At 69.8% G+C, this 19760-nt stretch carries 21 protein-coding genes; 6 read left to right on the forward strand and 15 right to left on the reverse strand.

Annotation, left to right across the window (positions count from 1 at the left end; genetic code table 11):
• Positions 1-9: 9 nt before the first annotated feature.
• The 4 genes from LDL49_RS16575 to LDL49_RS16590 all read right to left on the reverse strand — a co-directional run bounded on the left by LDL49_RS16575 (position 10) and on the right by LDL49_RS16590 (position 2581).
• Complete coding sequence (locus tag LDL49_RS16575; RefSeq protein ID WP_225291952.1) at positions 10-660, reverse strand: DUF2461 domain-containing protein; 651 nt, start codon at positions 658-660, stop codon at positions 10-12.
• A 47-nt stretch (positions 661-707) separates the two neighbouring features.
• Positions 708-1436 carry a polysaccharide deacetylase family protein gene (locus LDL49_RS16580; RefSeq protein WP_225291953.1) on the reverse strand — a complete coding sequence of 243 codons (729 nt, stop codon included), beginning with the start codon at positions 1434-1436 and terminating at the stop codon, positions 708-710.
• 90 nt (positions 1437-1526) lie between these two features.
• Positions 1527-1832 carry a hypothetical protein gene (locus LDL49_RS16585; protein ID WP_225291954.1) on the reverse strand — a complete coding sequence of 102 codons (306 nt, stop codon included), beginning with the start codon at positions 1830-1832 and terminating at the stop codon, positions 1527-1529.
• Between the two features lie 173 nt (positions 1833-2005).
• Complete coding sequence (locus LDL49_RS16590) at positions 2006-2581, reverse strand: helix-turn-helix domain-containing protein (protein WP_225291955.1); 576 nt, start codon at positions 2579-2581, stop codon at positions 2006-2008.
• Between the two features lie 89 nt (positions 2582-2670).
• On the opposite strand from LDL49_RS16590, the gene LDL49_RS16595 reads away from it, so the two are divergent.
• Together LDL49_RS16595 and LDL49_RS16600 are read left to right on the forward strand one after the other, a co-directional pair.
• Positions 2671-3504 carry an EamA family transporter gene (locus LDL49_RS16595; protein WP_225291956.1) on the forward strand — a complete coding sequence of 278 codons (834 nt, stop codon included), beginning with the start codon at positions 2671-2673 and terminating at the stop codon, positions 3502-3504.
• A gap of 108 nt (positions 3505-3612) precedes the next feature.
• The gene (locus LDL49_RS16600) at positions 3613-4557 is read left to right on the forward strand and encodes an anti-sigma factor RsbA family regulatory protein (protein WP_308016129.1); all 945 of its coding nucleotides are present in this window, start codon (positions 3613-3615) and stop codon (positions 4555-4557) included.
• Positions 4558-4588: 31 nt separating this feature from the next.
• Here LDL49_RS16600 and LDL49_RS16605 read toward each other — a convergent pair whose 3' ends face one another.
• Complete coding sequence (locus tag LDL49_RS16605) at positions 4589-5173, reverse strand: sigma-70 family RNA polymerase sigma factor (protein ID WP_225291958.1); 585 nt, start codon at positions 5171-5173, stop codon at positions 4589-4591.
• Positions 5174-5416: 243 nt separating this feature from the next.
• On the opposite strand from LDL49_RS16605, the gene LDL49_RS16610 reads away from it, so the two are divergent.
• Entirely contained in the window at positions 5417-6493 is a 1077-nt protein-coding gene (locus LDL49_RS16610) for a PLP-dependent cysteine synthase family protein (protein ID WP_308016130.1), read from the forward strand.
• A 75-nt stretch (positions 6494-6568) separates the two neighbouring features.
• On the opposite strand, the gene LDL49_RS16615 is transcribed toward LDL49_RS16610, so the two are convergent.
• Positions 6569-7534 carry an ABC transporter substrate-binding protein gene (locus LDL49_RS16615; protein ID WP_225291959.1) on the reverse strand — a complete coding sequence of 322 codons (966 nt, stop codon included), beginning with the start codon at positions 7532-7534 and terminating at the stop codon, positions 6569-6571.
• Between the two features lie 214 nt (positions 7535-7748).
• Here LDL49_RS16615 and LDL49_RS16620 point away from each other — a divergent pair, with 214 nt between their 5' ends.
• The 3 genes from LDL49_RS16620 to LDL49_RS16630 all read left to right on the forward strand — a co-directional run bounded on the left by LDL49_RS16620 (position 7749) and on the right by LDL49_RS16630 (position 10682).
• Positions 7749-8783 carry a FecCD family ABC transporter permease gene (locus LDL49_RS16620; RefSeq protein ID WP_225291960.1) on the forward strand — a complete coding sequence of 345 codons (1035 nt, stop codon included), beginning with the start codon at positions 7749-7751 and terminating at the stop codon, positions 8781-8783.
• Positions 8784-8859: 76 nt separating this feature from the next.
• Positions 8860-9903 carry a FecCD family ABC transporter permease gene (locus LDL49_RS16625; protein ID WP_225292245.1) on the forward strand — a complete coding sequence of 348 codons (1044 nt, stop codon included), beginning with the start codon at positions 8860-8862 and terminating at the stop codon, positions 9901-9903.
• A complete protein-coding gene (locus tag LDL49_RS16630; protein ID WP_225291961.1) occupies positions 9900-10682 on the forward strand; it encodes an ABC transporter ATP-binding protein in 783 nt (260 codons plus the stop codon). The genes LDL49_RS16625 and LDL49_RS16630 overlap by 4 nt, the downstream gene beginning before the upstream one ends.
• A 60-nt stretch (positions 10683-10742) precedes the next feature.
• On the opposite strand, the gene ftsY is transcribed toward LDL49_RS16630, so the two are convergent.
• The 9 genes from ftsY to coaD form a co-directional block, all read right to left on the reverse strand.
• Entirely contained in the window at positions 10743-11924 is a 1182-nt protein-coding gene (gene ftsY, locus LDL49_RS16635; protein WP_225291962.1) for a signal recognition particle-docking protein FtsY, read from the reverse strand.
• 136 nt (positions 11925-12060) lie between these two features.
• Positions 12061-15744, reverse strand: a complete 3684-nt coding sequence (gene smc, locus LDL49_RS16640; RefSeq protein ID WP_225292246.1) for a chromosome segregation protein SMC — start codon at positions 15742-15744, stop codon at positions 12061-12063.
• Positions 15745-15928: 184 nt separating this feature from the next.
• Entirely contained in the window at positions 15929-16129 is a 201-nt protein-coding gene (locus tag LDL49_RS16645) for a hypothetical protein (RefSeq protein ID WP_225291964.1), read from the reverse strand.
• 191 nt (positions 16130-16320) lie between these two features.
• Positions 16321-16590: an acylphosphatase gene (locus LDL49_RS16650; protein WP_225291965.1), complete on the reverse strand. Its 270-nt coding sequence runs from the start codon at positions 16588-16590 to the stop codon at positions 16321-16323.
• Between the two features lie 75 nt (positions 16591-16665).
• Complete coding sequence (gene mutM / locus LDL49_RS16655) at positions 16666-17511, reverse strand: bifunctional DNA-formamidopyrimidine glycosylase/DNA-(apurinic or apyrimidinic site) lyase (protein ID WP_225291966.1); 846 nt, start codon at positions 17509-17511, stop codon at positions 16666-16668.
• Positions 17512-18231: a ribonuclease III gene (gene rnc / locus LDL49_RS16660; RefSeq protein ID WP_225292247.1), complete on the reverse strand. Its 720-nt coding sequence runs from the start codon at positions 18229-18231 to the stop codon at positions 17512-17514.
• A gap of 238 nt (positions 18232-18469) precedes the next feature.
• Positions 18470-18649: a 50S ribosomal protein L32 gene (gene rpmF / locus LDL49_RS16665; RefSeq protein ID WP_033409409.1), complete on the reverse strand. Its 180-nt coding sequence runs from the start codon at positions 18647-18649 to the stop codon at positions 18470-18472.
• Position 18650: 1 nt separating this feature from the next.
• On the reverse strand, positions 18651-19202 hold the full coding sequence (locus tag LDL49_RS16670; RefSeq protein WP_225291967.1) for a YceD family protein: 552 nt from the start codon (positions 19200-19202) through the stop codon (positions 18651-18653).
• Between the two features lie 69 nt (positions 19203-19271).
• On the reverse strand, positions 19272-19748 hold the full coding sequence (coaD, locus tag LDL49_RS16675) for a pantetheine-phosphate adenylyltransferase (protein WP_219530151.1): 477 nt from the start codon (positions 19746-19748) through the stop codon (positions 19272-19274).
• Between the last annotated feature and the right edge of the window lie 12 nt (positions 19749-19760).

Here is a 19760-nt window from a genome sequence, read left to right on the forward strand (position 1 = left end):
CTTCCATGGTCAGCGGCGCGGCAGCTCGCTGGCGCGTACGTGGGCGCACATCCAGTCCACCAGCGGCCCGAAGGCCCGCCAGGTGGCGCGGACCCGCTCGAGGACCTCGGCGGTGTGCACCCACGGCTCGGGCTCCCACCGGCGGCCCGCGTGCAGGGACCTGTGGCGCAGCAGGTCGAGGCGCGGATGGTCCTCCGCTATGCCACGGGGACGGGTCTTCAGCCGGTCGCCGCCGATGACGTAGCCCTCGGCCCGCAAGGCCGTCACCATGTCCGCCAGCGGCTTGCCCGTCAGGTCCTCGTCGACCGCGGCGCGGTAGCGGGCCACCTGGTCGGACGCCTGGGTGTAGCAGCCGCCCGCCGCGAACAGTCCGTCGGCACCGAGCTGGAAGTAGAAACCGATGCCGGGCGTGAGATCCACGAAGGCGCCCTGATGGGTCTTGTACGGTGACTTGTCCTTGGCGAAACGGACATCACGGTAGGGGCGGAACAGCTGGGCCTGACCGAACTCCGCCGCCAGCTCCTCGGTGAGGGCGAGCATCGGCGCCCGCACCGCGTCCTCGTAGAAGTGCTTGTGGCGGGTGAAATATGTCTTGCTGTTGTCCGCCTCGAGGCCCTCGTAGAACACGAACGCCTCGTCGGGGAAACCGGTGAAACCCATGGGTCAAGAGTGCCACGGCCCGCCGACGGTTTGACGCGCCGCACGGCTCATCGGGCTTTGTACACCCGGGCCGAGTACATGCGGCCCGGCGCCGGCGTCCTGCCGTACAGCTCCGAGATGGTCACCGGCGTGCAGCCCTTCTTCGCCAGCAGGTCGAGCAGGGCGGGGACCGCCTGGACGGTGCTGCGGTGGATGTCGTGCATCAGCACGATCGACCCCACTGCCGCCTTGCCCGCGCGCCTGGCCACGAGGGCGGGCACCCGGTCCTGCCAGTCCAGGGTGTCGACGCTCCACAGGACCTGCGCCAGCCCCAGGCGCCGCGCCTCGGCGGCCACCCGGCGGTTCGTCGCCCCGTACGGCGGGCGCATCACCCGCATCCGGACCCCGGCCACCCGCTCCACCAGGTCGTTCGTGTGCTTCAGCTGGAAGCGCAGCCCTCGGTCCGTCAACCCGGTGAGCGGCGGATGGTTCCACGTGTGGTTGCCGAGCTCGTGCCCCTCGGCCACGATGCGGCGGACGAGCTGGGCGCCGCCGTGCGCGGCGACCATCTGCCCCACGACGAAGAACGTGGCCCTGACCTGCCGGGCGCTCAGCAGGTCCAGCAGCTTGCCGGTGTAGTCGCCGGGCCCGTCGTCGAAGGTGAGCGCGACGCACTTCAGACGTCTGCAGTCGATCCTGCGGACCGTCGGCCAGCCCGGCTGCATGGCCTCGAGCCGCCTGGCCAGCTTCCTCGGCTCGATGGGCGCCTGTGGGCGGGCCAGCTGGGGTTGGATCATCGGCTGGGTCCCGCATCCCGCCACCGCGGCCAGCAATGCCAGAGATACCACCCAGACCCGCATGGCGCCCTCCGAGAGCGTCTACGGGGTTTAGGGATATTCCTGTACCGGGTTACCCCGCAACTCCTTGGCCAGGTCCTCCCACCAGAGTGGGATATCGGCCTGCAGTTCGGTGTATCGACGCGCCACTCGTATGGCACATCCAACCGGATCCGTACCCAAATGCCGACGTTTCACGGGCCCTTCCTGCCAGCGGTAAAACCCGTCCCTGTAATGCACGACCAGGCCGATCCACACCGAGACGGTGGCGTCGTCGCCCACCTCGTAGGCGCTGGTGACACCGAGGCCGTGCAGCTCCGCGTGGAGCTTCTCCGTCGCCGTGCGCCCTTCGGTCACGCGCCACCCCCAGCTGACGTTTCGTCGCACACACCGGGATGTACCCACCATCCGGCATCAGCCGTCAAGGACATGCTGTAATCATGAAACTCCAGAAGGTGATCGGGAGGCCGTTCGACGTTATTGGTAAGGCCCCCTCAATCGGTCAGCCGCCCTCAATCAGTCAGCCGCCTTCATTGGTCAGGCGCCTCTCTGGGCTCTGCGACCACCATCACCAGCCGGAGCTCCTCGGATCCCTGGTTGGCGTAGCGATGGGGCCTGTCGGCGGTGAAGAGCACGGCGGAGTCGGCCTTGACCACGTGGCTCCTGCCGTACACCGTGAGCGTCAGCTCGCCCTCCAGAACCGTCAGCATCTCGCGGGTGCCCGGCGGGTGGGCGTCGCCGTCGTGGTGCCGGCCGGGCGCCAGCCGCCAGTCCCACAGCTCGAGGATCATCGGCGTATCGGCCCCGACCAGCAGCTTCGCCTGCACCTCGCCCTGGTCGAACGTGACCACGTCGGCCTTCTCGACGATCCGCACCACCGGCACGTCGGAGACCTCCACCAGCCTGGCCACGGTCACGCCCAGCGCGGAGGCGATCCGGGTGAGCGTGGATACGCTGGGGTTCGTCCGGGCCTGCTCGACCTGGACCAGCATGCCTCTGCTCACTCCCGACCTGGCGGCCAGCGCGTCGAGCGTGAGCCCGCGGTGCGCGCGCTGGGCGCGCACGTTGTTGGCGATGGCCTGTGTGATCGTCTCCGGATCCTCCATACAGTGCAGTGTAGTGAAGATGATTTGCAGTGTGTTGTACTCTAATGAGCTGTACTAGTAGTGCACTCTGATGAACTGGACGGTGGAGCATGCTCGCGGTGATCCTCGCGACGGCCTGCGCGGTGGTCTATGGCACGGCCGACTTCTTCGGCGGCCTGGCCACCCGCCGATCGCAGGTGTTCTCGGTCGTGACGCTCTCGCAGCTCTCCGGCCTGGCCGTGATCCTCGTCCTGCTGCCCCTGCTGCCCGGCGTGTTCAGCAACGGAGCGATGCTCTGGGGGCTGGGCGCGGGCGTGGCGGGCGCCGCCGGGCTGGTGCTCTTCTACCGGGCGCTCGCCGTCGGCGTCATGTCGGTGGTGGCGCCCACGACCGCGGTCACGTCGGCGGCACTCCCCGTCATGTACGGCCTGGCGACCGGCGAGCGCCCCGAGCCCGTGGCGCTGGTCGGGGTGGTGCTGGCCCTCGGCTCCGTACTCCTGGTCAGCCAGGACCGCTCCGCCGCGAAGAGCGGCTCGATCGGCTCGGTGCTCATCGCCCTGGCCGCGGGCGCCGGGTTCGGCGGCTTCTTCATCCTGCTCGCCCTGGCTCCCGACGACGGCGGGCTGTGGCCCCTGGTGGGGGCCAGACTGTCCTCGGTGGCGCTGGTGGTGCTCCTCGCGGTGGCGACGCGGCGCACGTTGAAGCCGGCCGGCCGGTCGCTGCACATCATCGTCGCGGCGGGCGTGCTCGACATGCTGGCCAACGTGCTGTATCTGGAGGCCAAGCAGCAAGGCCTGCTGAGCCTGGTGGCGGTGCTGGTGTCCCTCTATCCGGCGAGCACGCTGCTGCTGGCCCGGCGGGTGCTGGGCGAGCGGCTGCACACGATCCAGGTGGCGGGCGTCGCGTGCGCGCTCGGCGCGGTGGCGCTCATCGCGGTCGCCTGACGCGGCTCGTGTGGGTTTCTGCCGTCGCTTGGCGCGCCGATTCGGCCGTCCGGCGCTGTGCTGTCCTCAGCCGTTGCGCAGATTGCAAGCGCTTGCTACGTTTCGGCCGTGCGCCCTGATCGGGCTCGTCCAGACCGCCAGTCGTTCAAGCACGTTGCGGTGACGTATGACTCCAATGACGCCTTCCTGAGGCTGATCGTGCCGCGCGTGCGCGCGGCGCTCGCCGACGACCGGCGGATCCTCGTGGCGATCTCGGCCGAGAAGCTCCGGCTGCTCGACGAGGCGCTGGGCGACGACGCCCGGCAGATCGACCACAGGGACTCCCGCACCTGGTACCTCCACCCGCCCCGGACGCTGGCCGCCTACCACGAGTACGTCCGGGGGCGGCGCACGCTCGTCGTCGGCGAGATCCCCTGGCCCGAGCGCGGCGAGCGTGAGACCCGGGAGTGGATCCGGTACGAGTCGGTGCTGAACGCCGCCTTGGAGGACAGCTGGGCCGTCGCGCTGTGCCTCTACAACCCGCGAACGGTCCCGGAAGCGGTGCTGGAGCATCAGCCGGTGATCCATCCCCTGCTGCTGGATGCCACCGGCGAGGCGGTCAGCACGGGCTTCGTCCGGCCGCACGAGCTGGTGCTGAACGGCGACCTGGAGCCGCTGCCCGCACCGAGCGGGCTGGTGGCGACGGTCAGGTTCACCGCGCGGGAGATCAAGGGGCTCAGGCGCACGGTCCACGACTACGCCAGCGCGGCGGGGATGGACGTGAACCTCATCGGCTCCCTGGTGCTCAGTGTCTCCGAGATCGCCGCGAACAGCGTCGAGCACGGCGCCGGCCACGGAATGATCAAGATGTGGGTGAGCGGAAGGGAGATGATCTGCGAGATCGCCGACCCGGGCGGCGCGCTCGATGACCCTTTACCGGGCTATATACCACCGGAGCCCGAATCCTCGAGAGGATACGGGCTCTGGATCAGCCGACAGCTCTGCGACTACGTCGACCTGCGCGCCGAGAACGGAACACTCCGCGTACGGCTCCATATGGGGTTGGACGGCTAGGCGACGCTTTGGGTATGGGGTTGGACGGCGGCTATGCGGCGCTCTGGGCCGGCACGCGTAGGGCGCCCTCTTCGCGGGCGTAGCCCTCGAGCATGCCGCGCAGCTGGCGGCGGCCCCGGTGCAGCCGGGACATGACCGTGCCGATCGGCGTGCCCATGCGCTCAGCGATCTCCTTGTAGGCGAACCCCTCGACGTCGGCCAGGTAGACGGCGACGCGGAAGTCCTCCGGCAGGGAGCGCAGCGCATTCATCACGACGTTGTCGGGCAGCCGTTCGATCGCCTCGGTCTCGGCCGACTTCAGGCCGGTGGAGCTGTGCGACTCGGCGGCGTGCAGCTGCCAGTCCTCGATCTCCTCGGCGGCGGCCAGCTTGGGCGAGCGCTGCTTCTTGCGGTAGTCGTTGATGAAGTTGTTGGTGAGGATCCGGTGCAGCCACGCCTTGAGGTTCGTGCCCTCACGGAACTGGTGGTACGAGGTATATGCCTTGGCCACGGTCTCCTGGACCAGGTCCTCTGCGTCGGCGGAGTTGCGGGTCAGGCGCATGGCGGAGGCGAACAGCTGTGACGTCACGGGCACGACGTCGCGCTCGAACCAGTCTTGTCGCTGTTCATCGGTCATGGTGATCAAATCATTCCCCCTTGCGCTATCCCCCATCTCGGCCAAGCCGCTGGCCTCGGTACCAGTTTCGCAATCGGCACGTAAGGGCCGCGTTAACGGTTCCGCCAGGTCAGAGAGGTTAAAGGTCCACCTGCTCGCGGCGTGCGTCATCACGTCCACGGCGGGACCAGTCTCATTAGCATAACACTATACCCCCAATTTCGCACTTAATGTGGTCAGAGTCACATGGGATAGCGTATGGACATGGATTTCGTGGATCGGCATGACATGGAGGCGCGACTGTGGGTGACGGAGGCGATTCGTAAGGTCGAAGCCGACGCCAACCGGAGCTGTGATACGCACCTCCACGTCTTCCCGCTTCCCTCGCATTGGGGGGTAAACCTCTACTTGAAAGACGAATCAGTCCACCCCACTGGTTCACTCAAACACCGACTTGCTCGATCTCTCTTCCTGTACGGCCTGGCCAACGGCTGGATCGGGCCGGCCACCACGGTCGTGGAGGCGTCGAGTGGATCTACGGCGGTCAGCGAGGCATATTTCGCCCGGCTCCTCGGTCTGGCCTTCATCGCGGTGATGCCCGCGTCCACGTCACCGGAGAAGATCGCACTGATCGAGTTCTACGGCGGCAAGTGTCACCTGGTCGACGATCCCGGCACCATCTATGACGAATCCCACCGCCTGGCGGCCGAGACGAACGGCCACTTCATGGACCAGTTCACCTACGCCGAGCGGGCCACGGACTGGCGGGGCAACAACAACATCGCCGAGTCGATCTACGCGCAGATGTCCATGGAGCCCCACCCGGAGCCCACCTGGATCGTGGTGGGCGCGGGCACGGGCGGCACCTCCTCGACGATCGGCCGCTACATCCGCTACCGCCGCCACCCCACGCGTCTCGCGGTGGCCGACCCTGAGGGCTCCGCGTTCTATCCGAGCTGGGTGTCGGGCGACATGTCCGTCACCGGGCGGGGCTCCCGCATCGAGGGCATCGGCCGGCCGAGGGTGGAGCCCTCGTTCCAGCCGATGGTCATCGACCGCATGATCACCGTTCCGGACGCCCGGTCGATCGCCGCGATGCACTGGGTCCACGAGGTGACGGGCCGCGACGTGGGCGGCTCCACCGGCACGAACGTGGCCGCCTGCGTGGACCTGATCCGCGAGATGCGCCGGACCGGCACCCGGGGCAGCGTCGTCACCCTGATCTGCGATGGGGGCGAGCGCTACCGGGGCACCTACTGCGACCAGGACTGGCTCGCCGCCCAGGGCCTGGACCTCGCACCTCACCTGGCAGACCTGCGTACGTTCCTGACGACGGGCTGACCTGGCTGCGGCCGGCCGGGATGGGCTTCCTGACCTGGTTGTGGCCGGTCAGGAAGGGCTTCTGGCCGGCTCGGCTCAGGAAGTGGTTCTGGCCGGATCGACGGCGAAGAGCTTCGCCACGTCGTCGAGGATCGCGTGGGCGCCCTGGATACCGACCGCGCTCATCCAGGTCAGGTCGCTGACCTCATGCTTCTCGCCCTTGAGCTTCCCCCACAGCGGATTGCCCACGAACTTCTCCTTGGGCCCCGCAGACGACGGGTCCGGATATGTCGCGACAAAGAGGTGGTCCGCGTCCAAGTCCGCGATGCGCTCCTGGCTCACGTCCACCACGATCGCGTCCTGCTTGGTGGGCTGGCCCTCAGGGCGTGGGAAGCCGACGTCCTTCATCACCACCCCCGAGTAGGACTTCTCGACGTACAGCCGCGTCGTCGGCTCACCGGCGAACCTGACGATGGAGATGGTCGGCAGCTTCCCGTCCTTCTCCTTGATCGCGGCGCCGATCTTCGCGGCCCGCTCCTCGTACGACGTGATCGTCGCGTCGGCGAGCTGCTCCTGACCCAGGGCCCGCCCCATGAGCCGGAGGTTGTCCTTCCAGATGGCACCGGTGGTCTCGCTGAAGACGGTCGGGGCGATCTTGGACAGCTTGTCGTAGAGCGCCTCGTGGCGGACCTTGGCCGAGACGATCAGGTCGGGCTTGAGCGCGATGATCTTCTCCAGGCTGGGCTGCTCCAGGGTGCCGACCGGGGTGGCCTCCTTGCCGTAAGCGGCGGCGACGGAGCCCAGGTAATCAGGCAACTTCGTGTCGATGGACCGGTAGGTGGTGTAGCCGACCACCGGCGTCCGCAGGGTCAGCACCGCGTCCACGAAGCTCTGGTCCAGGGCCACCACGCGCTTGGGCCGCACCGGGATCCTGGTCTCACCCATGGCGTGCTTGACGACGCGGAACGGCTCCGCCGGCCTCTGCTCAGCCGGAGTCGAAGAACCACAGGCGGCGAGCGCCGCCACGAGGACGACCCCCGCCAGAGCGCGCAACGGTCTCATCTGATCCCTTCCAGCAATCTTAGGCAAACCTAATTAAGGTTAGGCCTGCCTAACCTGGCATACTTCACCAAGGTCGGGCAAACAGGCGAGGGAGCGCCGTCGTCTGGAGGAGGAGCGCCGGGAGCGGAGCGACCAGAGCGACGGGGGAAGACGGCGGCATCAGGCGACCGAGCCCGCCTCACGGAGTGAGGCCTATCAACAAGGAGGAAACGGCGTGACCTCTACTGCTGTGACGCCGCGCCCGCACGGCGTTCAGCATCGGCGGCTCACCGTTCTCCTGGTCCTGCTCGGGGCCGTCGTGATCGGCGTGGTGCTGAGCATCACGATCGGCGCCAAGTCCGTGCCGCCGGCCGACGCCTGGCACGCGCTCACCGCCCCGACCGGTACCGAGAACGACATCGTCATCCGCTCGCTGCGCGTCCCGAGGACCGTGCTCGGCGTGCTGGCCGGCCTGGCGCTGGGCGTCGCGGGCGCGCTCATGCAGGGCCACACCCGCAACCCGCTCGCCGACCCCGGCCTGCTCGGCGTGACCCAGGGGGCGGCGTTCGCGATGGTCGCCTCGATCATCCTGCTGGGCGCCTCCAGCCTGCTCGCCTACATCTGGTTCGGCCTGGCCGGCGCCCTGATCGCCAGTGTCGGCGTGTTCGCGCTCGGCATGGTCGGCGGGCGCGGCGGCCCGACGCCGGTCACGCTCGCCCTGGCGGGCACCGCCGTGAGCGCCTTCCTGTACGCGCTGACCTCCGCGATCGTGCTCCTGGACGAGCAGGCGATGGACGTGTTCAGGTTCTGGCAGGCCGGCTCCATCGCCGCCCGGGGCTCCGAGGTGGTCTGGCAGGTGCTGCCGTTCATCCTGGCCGGCCTGGTGCTGGCGATGGTCAACGCCCCGGGACTGAACGCGCTGGCCCTCGGTGAGGACGTCGCCCGCGGCCTCGGCCAGAACATCGCCCTCACCCGCACCGTCGGCGTCGCCGCCGTCACCCTGCTCACCGGCGCCTCGGTGGCCGCCTGCGGGTCGCTGGCGTTCGTCGGGCTGATCGTGCCGCACCTGGTCCGCCCGCTGTCCGGCACCGACCATCGGTGGCTGCTGCCGTACTCCGGGCTGGTCGGCGCCGCGCTGCTGCTGCTCGCCGACGTGATCGGCCGCGTCGTCGCCCCGCCGGGCGAGCTGGAGGTCGGCGTGGTGCTCGCGCTGCTCGGCGCCCCCTTCTTCGTCGTCCTGGTCCGCCGCAGGAAGCCGGTGCGGCTGTGACGACGACTCTCCCGCTCTGGAAGACCGGTTGGGCTGTGATGATGACGACCGCGCTCAGCAGGCCGGTGCGGCCGTGATGACGACGATCCCGCTGCGGGTGGCGGGCCTGTCCTGGCGGGTACGGCCGCGCGCCGTCGCCGTCACGCTCGGCGGCCTGGCCCTCCTCGGCCTGCTCATGGCCCTGAACATGCGCATCGGCGACATCCCGATGAGCCTGTCCCAGGTGCTGGGCGGCACGTTCGACGTCAACAGCGCCGACCACTTCGTGATCATGGAGCTCCGTCTGCCGCGCGCGCTGACCGGCGCCCTGGTGGGCGCGGCGCTGGCGCTGTCCGGCGCGATCATCCAGTCCATCGCGCGCAACCCGCTGGCCAGCCCCGAGATCCTCGGCGTCACCACCGGCGCCTCCGTCACGGTCGTGGCCGGGGTGGTGGCCAGCGGCAGCGCGTACGGCGGGGTCAGCGGTCTGCTCTCGACCCTCGGCATCCCCCTCCTGGCCCTGCTCGGCGGCCTGACGGGAGCCGTGATCGTGTACGCGCTGGCCTGGCGGCGCGGGCTCGACGGCTACCGGCTGGTCCTGGTCGGCATCGGTGTGGCCGCGGTGTTCACCAACGTCAAGTACTGGCTGCTGACCGTCGGCGACGTGAACGACACCGGCAGAGCCATGGTCTGGATCAGCGGCTCACTCAACGGCCGGGGCTGGGAGCACGTGGTGCCCGTGGCGCTCGCGCTGGCCGTACTCGTGCCGCTGACGCTACTCGGCACCCGCTCGCTCGACGCGCTGCGCTTCGGCGACGACACGGTCACCGCGCTCGGCCTGCGGATGAACCCGGCGCGCGCGCTGATGATCCTCGCCGCGGTGCTCCTGGCCGCCGTCGCCACGGCCTCGGCGGGCCCGATCGCGTTCGTCGCGCTGGCCGCGCCGCAGGTCGCGCTCCGGCTGACCCGCTACGGCCAGCCGCCGCTGTTGTCGTCGGCGGTGGTCGGCGCCGTGCTGACCGCCGCGGCCGACCTGATCGCGCGTACCGTCTTCTCCCCGATCGAACTGCCCGTCGGCGTCGTGACCGCGGTCCTCGGCGCCCCGTACCTGATCCACTTGATCTGGAAGGCGCGCAAATGAGGCTCCAGGCCGTCGACGTCAAGCTCGGGTACGGCGATCGCACCATCGTCGATGGGCTCGACCTCGGCATCGAGGCGGGCACGGTCACCACGATCATCGGTCCTAACGGCTGCGGCAAGTCCACCCTGCTGCGCGCGCTCGGCCGGCTGCTCCGGCCGCAGGGCGGCGAGGTGCTGCTCGACGGCAAGCGCATCGACCGGACCCCCACCCGCGAGGTGGCCAAGATCCTCGGCGTACTGCCCCAGGCGCCCACCGCGCCGGAAGGGCTGACGGTCGCCGACCTGGTCGCCAGGGGCAGGCACCCGCACCAGACCTGGTATCGGCAGTGGTCGTCGGACGACGAGTCGGCCGTGGACGAGGCCCTGACCATGACCGGCCTGGCAGACCTCGCCGAACGCCCCCTGGACGAGCTCTCGGGCGGGCAGCGTCAGCGGGCCTGGATCTCCATGGCGCTGGCCCAAGGCACCGATCTGCTGCTGCTCGACGAGCCGACCACGTTCCTGGACCTGGCGCACCAGGTGGAGGTCCTGGAGCTGGTACGGCACCTGCACGGGGCGGCGGGCCGGACCATCGTCATGGTCCTGCACGACCTCAACCTGGCGGCCCGCTACACCGACCGGCTGGTGGCCATGCGGGGCGGCCGGGTGGTGGCCGCGGGCGACCCGCACGAGGTGCTGACGGAGGACCTGCTGCGGGAGGTGTTCGAACTGGACGCCAAGATCATCGCCGACCCGGTGGCAGGCACGCCCCTCGTCATCCCCATCGGCACCCACCGCTGACGGCCCGGCGACGGTTCAGCCGAGCTCGGTCAGCGCCCGCCGTACATCCTCATTTCCGATCTACTTGGAATTGTCGTCGCCGAGAATGGCGTCCACGAACACCTCGGGATCAAAGGGCGCCAGGTCGTCGGGGCCCTCGCCGAGCCCCGCCAGCTTGACCGGAACCCCCAGCTCCCGCTGGACCGAGATGACGATGCCGCCCTTGGCCGTGCCGTCGAGCTTGGTCAGCGCGATGCCGGTGATGTTGACGACCTCGGCGAACACCTGGGCCTGCCGCATCCCGTTCTGGCCGGTGGTGGCGTCGAGGACGAGGAGCACCTCGTCGACGGTGGCCTTCTTCTCGATGACCCGCTTGACCTTGCCCAGCTCGTCCATGAGGCCGGTCTTGGTGTGCAGGCGGCCGGCGGTGTCGACGATGACGACGTCGACCTTCTCCTCGATGCCCTTGGCCGTGGCGTCGAAGGCGACAGAGGCGGGATCGCCGCCCTCGGGCCCGCGTACGACGTCGGCGCCCACCCGGTCACCCCAGGTCTGGAGCTGGTCGGCGGCGGCGGCCCGGAACGTGTCCGCCGCGCCGAGCACGACCTTCTTGCCGTCGCCGATCAGCGCGCGGGCCAGCTTGCCGGTGGTGGTGGTCTTGCCGGTGCCGTTGACGCCGACGACGAGCACGACGGCGGGCCGCTCACCGTGCTTCTGGATGTGCAGCGTACGGTCCAGATCGGGGTTGATCTGGATGAGCAGCTGCTCCCGGAGCAGCTTGCGCACCTCCTCGGGGGTGCGACTGCCGAGCACCTTGACCTTCGTGCGTAGCTCCTCGACCATGGCGCGCGTCGGCGCCACGCCGACGTCGGCGGTGATCAGGCTCTCCTCGATCTCGTCCCAGACCTCGTCGTCGAGGCGGTCGCGGGACAGCAGTTCCAGCAGGCCGCGCCCGAGCGTGCTCTGCGAGCGGGCCAGCCGGGAGCGCAGCCGCACCATCCGGCCGGCGGACGGCGGCGGCACCTCGATCTCGGGCGCGACGACAGTGGGTTGCGCGGGCGGCGGGAGCGTGGTGGTCGCCCCTCCCCCCTCGCCCTCCTCCGCGGCGCTGGGCGCCGGCCGCTGCTCGGGGAGCGTGGGCGCCTGGGGCGGCTCGACCGGCGGCGCGCCCTTGCCACCGGGCCTGAAGAGCAGGAAAAGGCCGCCGGCCGCCAGCAGGGCGACGACGACCACGATCACGATGACGCCGAGGTAACCATCCACAACAGGTCAGTTTTCCAGATGGACCGGCATGCTGATGACCCGCGCCGCGCGGACCGGGCAGATCGGGGCGCCGACGATCAGTCCCGGACCATCAGTACCGGACGCCCGGGACCGGACGACTGGGGCCGGGCCGGCGTCAGGCGGACTCGCGCTCCCGGAGCCGCTGGCTGACCACCTGGGTGACGCCGTCGCCGCGCATCGACACGCCGTAGAGGGCGTCGGCGATCTCCATCGTCCGCTTGTTGTGGGTGATGACGATCAGCTGGGAGCTCTGCCGCAGCTCCTCGAAGAGCCGCAACAGGCGCTGCGTGTTGGTGTCGTCGAGGGCCGCCTCCACCTCGTCCATCACGTAGAACGGAGAGGGCCGCGCCTTGAAGATGGAGATCAGGAACGCCACCGCGGTCAGCGACCGCTCCCCGCCCGACAGCAGCGACAGCCGCTTGACCTTTTTGCCGGGCGGCCGGGCCTCGACCTCGATGCCGGTGGTCAGCATGTCGCCGGGCTGGGTCAGCACCAGGCGGCCGTCGCCACCCGGGAACACCCTGGTGAAGATCTGCTCGAACTCCCGCGCCACGTCCTCGTAAGCGGAGGAGAACATCTGCTCCACCCGGTCGTCGACCTCCTTGACCACCAGCAGCAGGTCGCGCCGGGTCTTCTTGAGGTCTTCGAGCTGCGAGTTGAGGAAGGCGTGCCGCTCCTCCAGCGCCGCGAACTCCTCCAGGGCGAGCGGGTTGACCTTGCCGAGCTGGTTCATCTGCCTCTCGGCGATCTTGGCCCGCTTCTCCTGCTCCTCGCGTACGTAGGGCACGGGCGGGTCGCCGGGGACCGGGGCCGCCGGGCCGTACTCGGAGATCAGCGACTCGGGCTCGACGCCGAACTCCTCCAGGGCGCGCTGCTGGAGCTGTTCGAGGCGGAGCCGCTGCTCGGTGCGGGCGACCGCGCTGCCGTGGACCCGGTTGACCAGCTTGTCGAGCTCCTGGCCCAGCTCGCGTACGTGCAGGCGGACCTGCTTGAGCTCGGCGTCGATCGCGACGCGGGCCAGGTCGGCCTCGTCGCGTTCGCGGGCGGCGAGCTGGATGGACGTGCCCAGGACCGTGAGCACCCGCTTGGCGCCGCTGCTGACGGCCTCGGCCACCGCGGCCTGCCGCCTGCGCCTGGCCCGCTGGGCGGCGGCCTCGGCGCGTTCGTGGCGCTCGCGCTGGGCCGCCCTGATCAGGCCGTCGGCCCGGCCCTCGATGCCCTTGACCCGCTCCTCAGCGGTACGGACCTGCAGGCGGGTCTCCATCTCGCGCTGCCTGGCGACCTGGCAGGTGCCGGCCAGCTCGTCGCGGAGGTCGGTGGTCGGCTCGGTCTCCAGCTCCTGGGCGTATTCGGCCTCGGCCAGCCGGATCTCCAGCTCGGCCAGCTCCTCCAGCCCTTCGGCGCGGGACTCCTCGGCCGTCGTGACGTTCTTGGCGAGGCGCTGGGCCTCGGCGCGCGCGGCGTCGGCGGCGGCTTCGAGCTGGGCCAGCCGCTTGGCCGCCGCGGCGTTGCGCTGGTCGGCCTCCCGCTGCCTGGCTCTGACCTGGTCGAGCGCGCCCTGGGCGGCGTTGACCCCGGCCTGGGCGGTGCCCGCGGCGGTCTGCGCCTCGTTGACCCGGCTCTGGGCCGACTCCAGGGCCAGCTGCGCGGCCTGCTCGGCGGCCGCGGCCTCCTCCAGGGCGGCGGCGGTCTCCTCCGCACGGCCCTCGGCCTCCTCCAGGTCCGCGACGGCGTCGTCGAGCGCCGCGCGTACCTGCAGCACGGAGGTGCCGCCCTCGGAGCCGCCGCTGGCCAGATGGGCGCCGACGAGGTCGCCGCCTCTGGTGACGGCCCGCAGCTCGGGATGGCGATCCACGATCGCGCGGGCGGCGTCGAGGTCGTCCACGACGACGACGCCGGCCAGTACATGGTCGAGGGCGGCCCTGAGGTGTCCGGGCACCGTCACCAGCGCGGCGACCCAACGACTCCCCTCAGGCGCCGCGGCGCGGCTCTGATCGGCGGCCTGGCCGTCGGAACCCGCCACCAGGAGGGTCGCCTGGCCCGCCTCCTTGACGCGGAGCAGTTCGAGGGCGCCGATCGCGGTGTCCACCGTCTTGACGGCGATCGCGTCGGCGATCGGCCCGAGCACGGCCGCCACAGCCGGCTCGGCGCCCGGGGTGACCTGCATCGCCGCCGCCAGCGGGCCCAGCACGCCGGCCAGGTCGGTCTCCAGGAGGGCCGCACCGCCGTCGCCCTTGGCCAGGCCGAGCTCCAGGGCCTCGCAGCGGGCCCGGAGGGCGGCCACGGACCGCTGGGCCTCCTGGTCGGTGGCGCGGGCCGTGGCGATGCCCGATCTGGCGGACTGAAGTGCCGCTCGCGGCGCGTCGAGCGCGGACTTGGCCTGCTCGACCGCGGCGCGCGCCTCGTCGGCCGCCGCCTTGGCCTCGTCGACCAGCGACTGCGCGGTGACCAGCTCCGCGGCCAGCGCCGGGTCGACGGCGGGCTCCTCCAGCCGCCGCGCTTCCAGATCTTCACGGGCCTGACGCTCACGCCCGGCGGCCTCGGTCACGGCGCGGGTGAGGCGGCCGATCTCGTCTTCGGCGGCACGGGCCCTGCTGCGTACGGAATCGACCTGGCCGCGCAGTTTGGCCAGGCCCTCGCGCCGGTCGGCGGCGGCCCGCGCGGCCATCGCGAGCCGCTGCTCCTCGGCGCTCAGCTCGGCCTCGGACTCGGCGCGCCGCTGGACCGCCTCCTCCAGCAGGTCCTGGGCGTGCTCCAGCTCCGCGCGGAGGATCAGCTCGTGCTCGCGTGCCTCGGCCGCCTCGCGTTCGAGCTCCTCCGGGTCGCGCCCGCGCCGCTCGATGGCGGCCGCGTCGAGCGCGTGCCGGTGCCGCTCGGCGGCCAGTTGTTCGAGGCCGGTGATGCGTTCGCGCAGGGAGGAGAGCCGGAAGTAGGTCTCCTGGGCCGCGCTCAGCCGGGGCTGGGCCTCGGCCTCGGCGCTCTCCAGGGCGGCCTCACGCTGCTGGCCCTCGGCCAGGTCGGACTCCACCCTGGTGCGCCGGGCCAGGATCGCCGCCTCGTCGGCCGCCTCGCGCTCCAGCGTCTCGCGCAGGACGCACACGTCGTCGGCCAGCAGGCGCAGCCGCGCGTCGCGCAGGTCCGCCTGGATGACGGCGGCCTTGCGGGCGATCTCCGCCTGGCGGCCGAGCGGCTTGAGCTGGCGGCGCAGCTCGGTGGCGAGGTCCTGGACGCGGGTGAGGTTGGCCTGCATGGCGTCGAGCTTGCGGAGCGCCTTCTCCTTGCGCTTGCGGTGCTTGAGGACGCCCGCGGCCTCTTCGATGAACGCGCGCCGGTCTTCTGGGCCCGCGTGGAGCACGGCGTCGAGCTGGCCCTGACCGACGATGACGTGCATCTCACGGCCGATGCCCGAGTCGGACAGCAACTCCTGGATGTCGAGCAGGCGGCAGGTGTCGCCGTTGATGGCGTATTCGCTCTGCCCCGACCTGAACATCAGGCGGCTGATCGTGACCTCGGTGTAGTCGATCGACAGTGCGCCGTCGGAGTTGTCGATGGTCAGCGTCACCTCGGCCCGGCCGAGCGGCGGCCTGGAGGAGGTGCCGGCGAAGATGACGTCCTCCATCTTGCCGCCGCGCAGCGACTTGGCGCTGTGCTCGCCCATGACCCAGGCCAGGGCGTCGACGACGTTGGACTTGCCCGAGCCGTTGGGGCCCACCACACAGGTGATGCCGGGCTCGAAGCGGAGGGCGGTCGCGGAGGCGAACGACTTGAAGCCGCGCAGGGTGAGGGTCTTCAGGTGCAAGACCACGCCCCCTTCTCCGAGAACCGATGTCGGAAAAGCCTACTGGTCTTCACTGCCCCACGAGGGCGTGTGCGGCCGAGACCGCGCCGGGCTGGTAAAGGAGGCACAAAACTCTAGGGAATAAGCAAATAACAAGGGACGCCTCTTCGAGACGTCCCTGGGGTGTCGTGCGCTCCGAACACTCTTAGGTGAGTGCCGGCTCGCGCTCTTGCATTTGCATACGGCTGAGCGCCTCGTCGCGGGTTTGCGCCGCAAGAGCGTCATTCGTGGCCTGGAGTCGGATGAGTTCTGCCTCCAAATCCCGGATCCGCTGTTGCAGACGGCGCATCTCCGAGACCATTCGAGGGTCAGGACCGCCGACGTGGCCGAGTAGAGCCTTCGCCATGGTAAAGGGTCCTCCACGCTGAGTGACCAGACTGGTTCGCGCACTTCTTATTCCGCGGGAGGGGTGCGCGTGGTACCTAACAAGAGTCGCACCGGCAGTGAGGGCGGTCAAGTCGAACGAACCGCAGAGACCTACCCTCGGGCACTCCCGACATACAACTATACCCTATTTGAGCTGTTTAACGAAACCCCTTACCTCTCCACAAAACCCCTCAAACTACCTCGGGCTTCGCTCCATCGTTCCACCACTCCATCGACTCTGCCCGGCGTGTCGCAACCCCTGAGCAGCTCCAGCAGCTTGACGCAGGCCTCTTGTGTGCCTTCCGCCACTATCTCCACCCGGCCGTCGGTCGCGTTCCGCGCCCAGCCCGTCAGTCCGAGCTCCAGAGCCCGCGCCCGCGTCCACCATCGGAAACCCACGCCCTGCACTCGACCCCGCACCCATACCGTCAACCGCACCATGGGATCCCCCTTTTTCCTTTACGCAAGCCGAACCCCGCCCACCCCACAGTCCTCCAGGCCCCAGGGAGGGCTCGCTCAGCGAGGCTTGCGCTGGCAGGTCGGGCAGCTGTAGGACGAGCGGTTCATGAACGGGTCGCGCCTGATCGGGGTGCCGCAGCGGGAGCAGGGCTGGTCGCGCCGGCCGTAGACCTCCAGGGAGCGCTCGAAGTAGCCGCTCTCCCCGTTGACGTTGACGTACAGGCTGTCGAAGGACGTCCCGCCCTGCAGGAGGGCGGCGCCCATGACCTGGCGGACCGCGGCCAGGAGCTCGGCGATCTTGGGGCGGGTGAGGGTCTGGGTGGGCCGGGCCCAGTGGAGTTTCGCCAGCCAGAGCGCCTCGTCGGCGTAGATGTTGCCGACTCCGCTGATCAAGGACTGGTCGAGCAGGGCCCGTTTGATCTCGGTCTTCTTCTTGCGCAGGTTCGCCGCGAAGGCGGCCTCGTCGAACGCCTTCTCGAACGGGTCGGGGGCTATGTGCGCGATCGGCGCGGGGATGCCCTCGACCAGGGGGGTGAGCATGACGTGGCCGAAGGTTCGCTGGTCCACGAAGCGGAGGTCCGAGCCGCCGTCGGCGAAGCTGAGGCGTACGCGTAGATGCTTCTCCAGCGGCGAGTCGGGCGGCACGATGAGCAGCTGGCCGCTCATGCCCAGGTGCGCCAGGAGCGCCTCGTCGTCGCCCGAGAGCGGCAGCCACAGGTATTTGCCGCGGCGCTCCGCCGAGAGCACCGTGCGGCCTCTCAGGCGCGCGCAGAACTCCTCGACGCCCGGCACGTGCCGCCTGGTGGCACGGGGATGGAGCACCTCGGCTGAGGCGATCTCCCGGCCGGTGACCCATTCGGCGAGGCCGCGACGGACGACCTCGACCTCCGGCAGCTCTGGCACCTAGCCCGCCGGCTGGCTCTCGCGCTGCTCGCGGCGGGCCCTGATGCGGGTCCACGCCGCCTCGGCCGCCTGCTGCTCGGCTTCCTTCTTGCTGCGTCCGGTGCCCGCGCCGTAGGGGTCGCCGCCCACGCGCACTTCGGCGGTGAACGACTTGGCGTGGTCGGGGCCGCTCTCCTCGACGTGGTATTCGGGCACGCCGAGCGCCTCTGAGGCGGTGAGCTCCTGCAGCGAGGTCTTCCAGTCGAGGCCGGCGCCCAGCGAGGCCGAGCGGACGATCAGTGGGTCGAACAGCAGGTGCACGACCCGGAACGCCTCGTCGAGGCCCTTGTCGACGTAGACGGCGCCGATCAGCGCCTCCAGCGTGTCGGCCAGGATCGAGGACTTGTCGCGGCCCCCGGTGCCCTCTTCGCCCCTGCCGAGCCGCAGGAACCGGCCCAGGCCGAGCGTGCGGGCCACGTCGGCCAGGGCACGCATGTTGACCACCGCGGCCCGCAGCTTGGCCAGCTGGCCTTCGGGCAGGTCGGGGTGGTTGCGGTAGAGGGTGTCGGTCACGACGAGGCCGAGCACCGAGTCGCCGAGGAACTCCAGGCGCTCGTTGGTGGGCAGGCCGCCGTTCTCGTACGCGTAGGAGCGATGGGTCAACGCCCGCTCCAGGATGTCGGAGCCGAGGCCGACCAGCAGCACCCGCTCCAGCTCTTCTCGGGCGACCTCGACGGCCACCGGCTTAGGACCTGCGCCCACGTGCTTCCTCCTCGGACATCTTCACATGGCGCGACGGCTGCGGAAGATGCCCGAAAACGTGGTGGGCGTCGGGGGACCAAACCCCGGCGTCCACCACGGCCGCGGGCGAACCGCCACCGCACGCGTCAGACGGTAACGCCGACCGGGGCACAATGGCACCCGGTCGGCAGTGCGTCAACCCTTCGAGCGGTCATGGTCCGCTCGCCAGGTGGTGCGATCAGGCGGACGGCTCGATCACCTGGCGGCGGTTGTAGGTGCCGCAGGTGGGGCACGCGATGTGCGGCTGCTTCGGCGAACGGCACTGCGGGCAGCTCACCAGGGCGACAGCAGTCGTCTTCCACTGGGAGCGACGGGCGCGGGTGTTGCTCCGCGACATCTTTCGCTTCGGGACGGCCACGTCACTTCTCCTGATCGTTATCGTTCTCGGTAACCAGACCTTGCAACGACGCCCAGCGAGCGTCGATCTTCTCGTGCCGGTGATCGTCGCCGGCCTCGGCCAGCTTGACCCCGCATTCCGTGCAGAGACCCGCGCAGTCTTCACCGCAGACGGGGCTCAGCGGCAGTGCGAGCACCGCCGCGTCGCGGAACGTCGGCTCGAGATCGAGCAGCTCACCGTCGAGCAGTGAATCCTCCTCCGAGGCGTCCTCGTCGGAGTAGAAGAACAGCTCCTGCAGGTCTACCTCGATCTCCGAGGTGACCGGGTCGAGGCACCGCGCGCACTCCCCGGCGAGCGGGGCGCGCGCCACGCCCGAGACGAGCACGCCTTCCATCACTGCTTCGAGCCGGAGATCCAGCTCGACTTCGGCGTCCTTGGGGACACCGATCATGTCGACGCCGAGTTTCACCGGTGCCGGGAGGGACAGGGTCATCCGCTTCATCGAGCCCGGTCGCCTACCCAGGTCGTGAGTGGAGATCACCCAAGGGGAGCGGGGGTCGAGGTGCTGAGTCATCTGCTCTCGCTAGGCATGGCGAAATGTCGCCGTCGTACAAGGCCGAAATCAAAGGATAGCAGGTCGGTGTCAGCTCCTGAGCCGCTCGATGAGGAGCTCGTGCACCAGGTCAGGCACCAGTCCGGACACGTCACCACCGTATCGGGCGATCTCCTTGACCCTGCTTGAGGACAGGAAGGAGTATTCGGGGTTGGTCGGCATGAACAGCGTCTCGACCCCGGACAACCGGTAGTTGAGCTGTGCCATCTGCAGCTCGTAGTCGAAGTCGCTGACCACCCTGATCCCCTTGACGATGGCGGGGATGTCGTTCTGCTTGCAGAAGTCTACGAGCAGGCCATGGAATTTCTGCACCTTGACGTTCGCGTACTCCTTGGTCACGGTGTGCAGGACCTCGATCCGTTCGTCGACCGTGAACAGGCCGCTCTTCTCGAGGTTGATGAGCACTGCCACGGTCACCTCGTCGTACAGCCGGGCGGCCCGGCCGATGATGTCGAGGTGGCCGTTGGTGATGGGGTCGAACGACCCCGGGCAGACAACGCGGCGCAAAACGCCTCCCCA

This window comes from Nonomuraea aurantiaca, from assembly GCF_020215705.1.
Classification (GTDB): Bacteria; Actinomycetota; Actinomycetes; order Streptosporangiales; family Streptosporangiaceae; genus Nonomuraea; species Nonomuraea aurantiaca.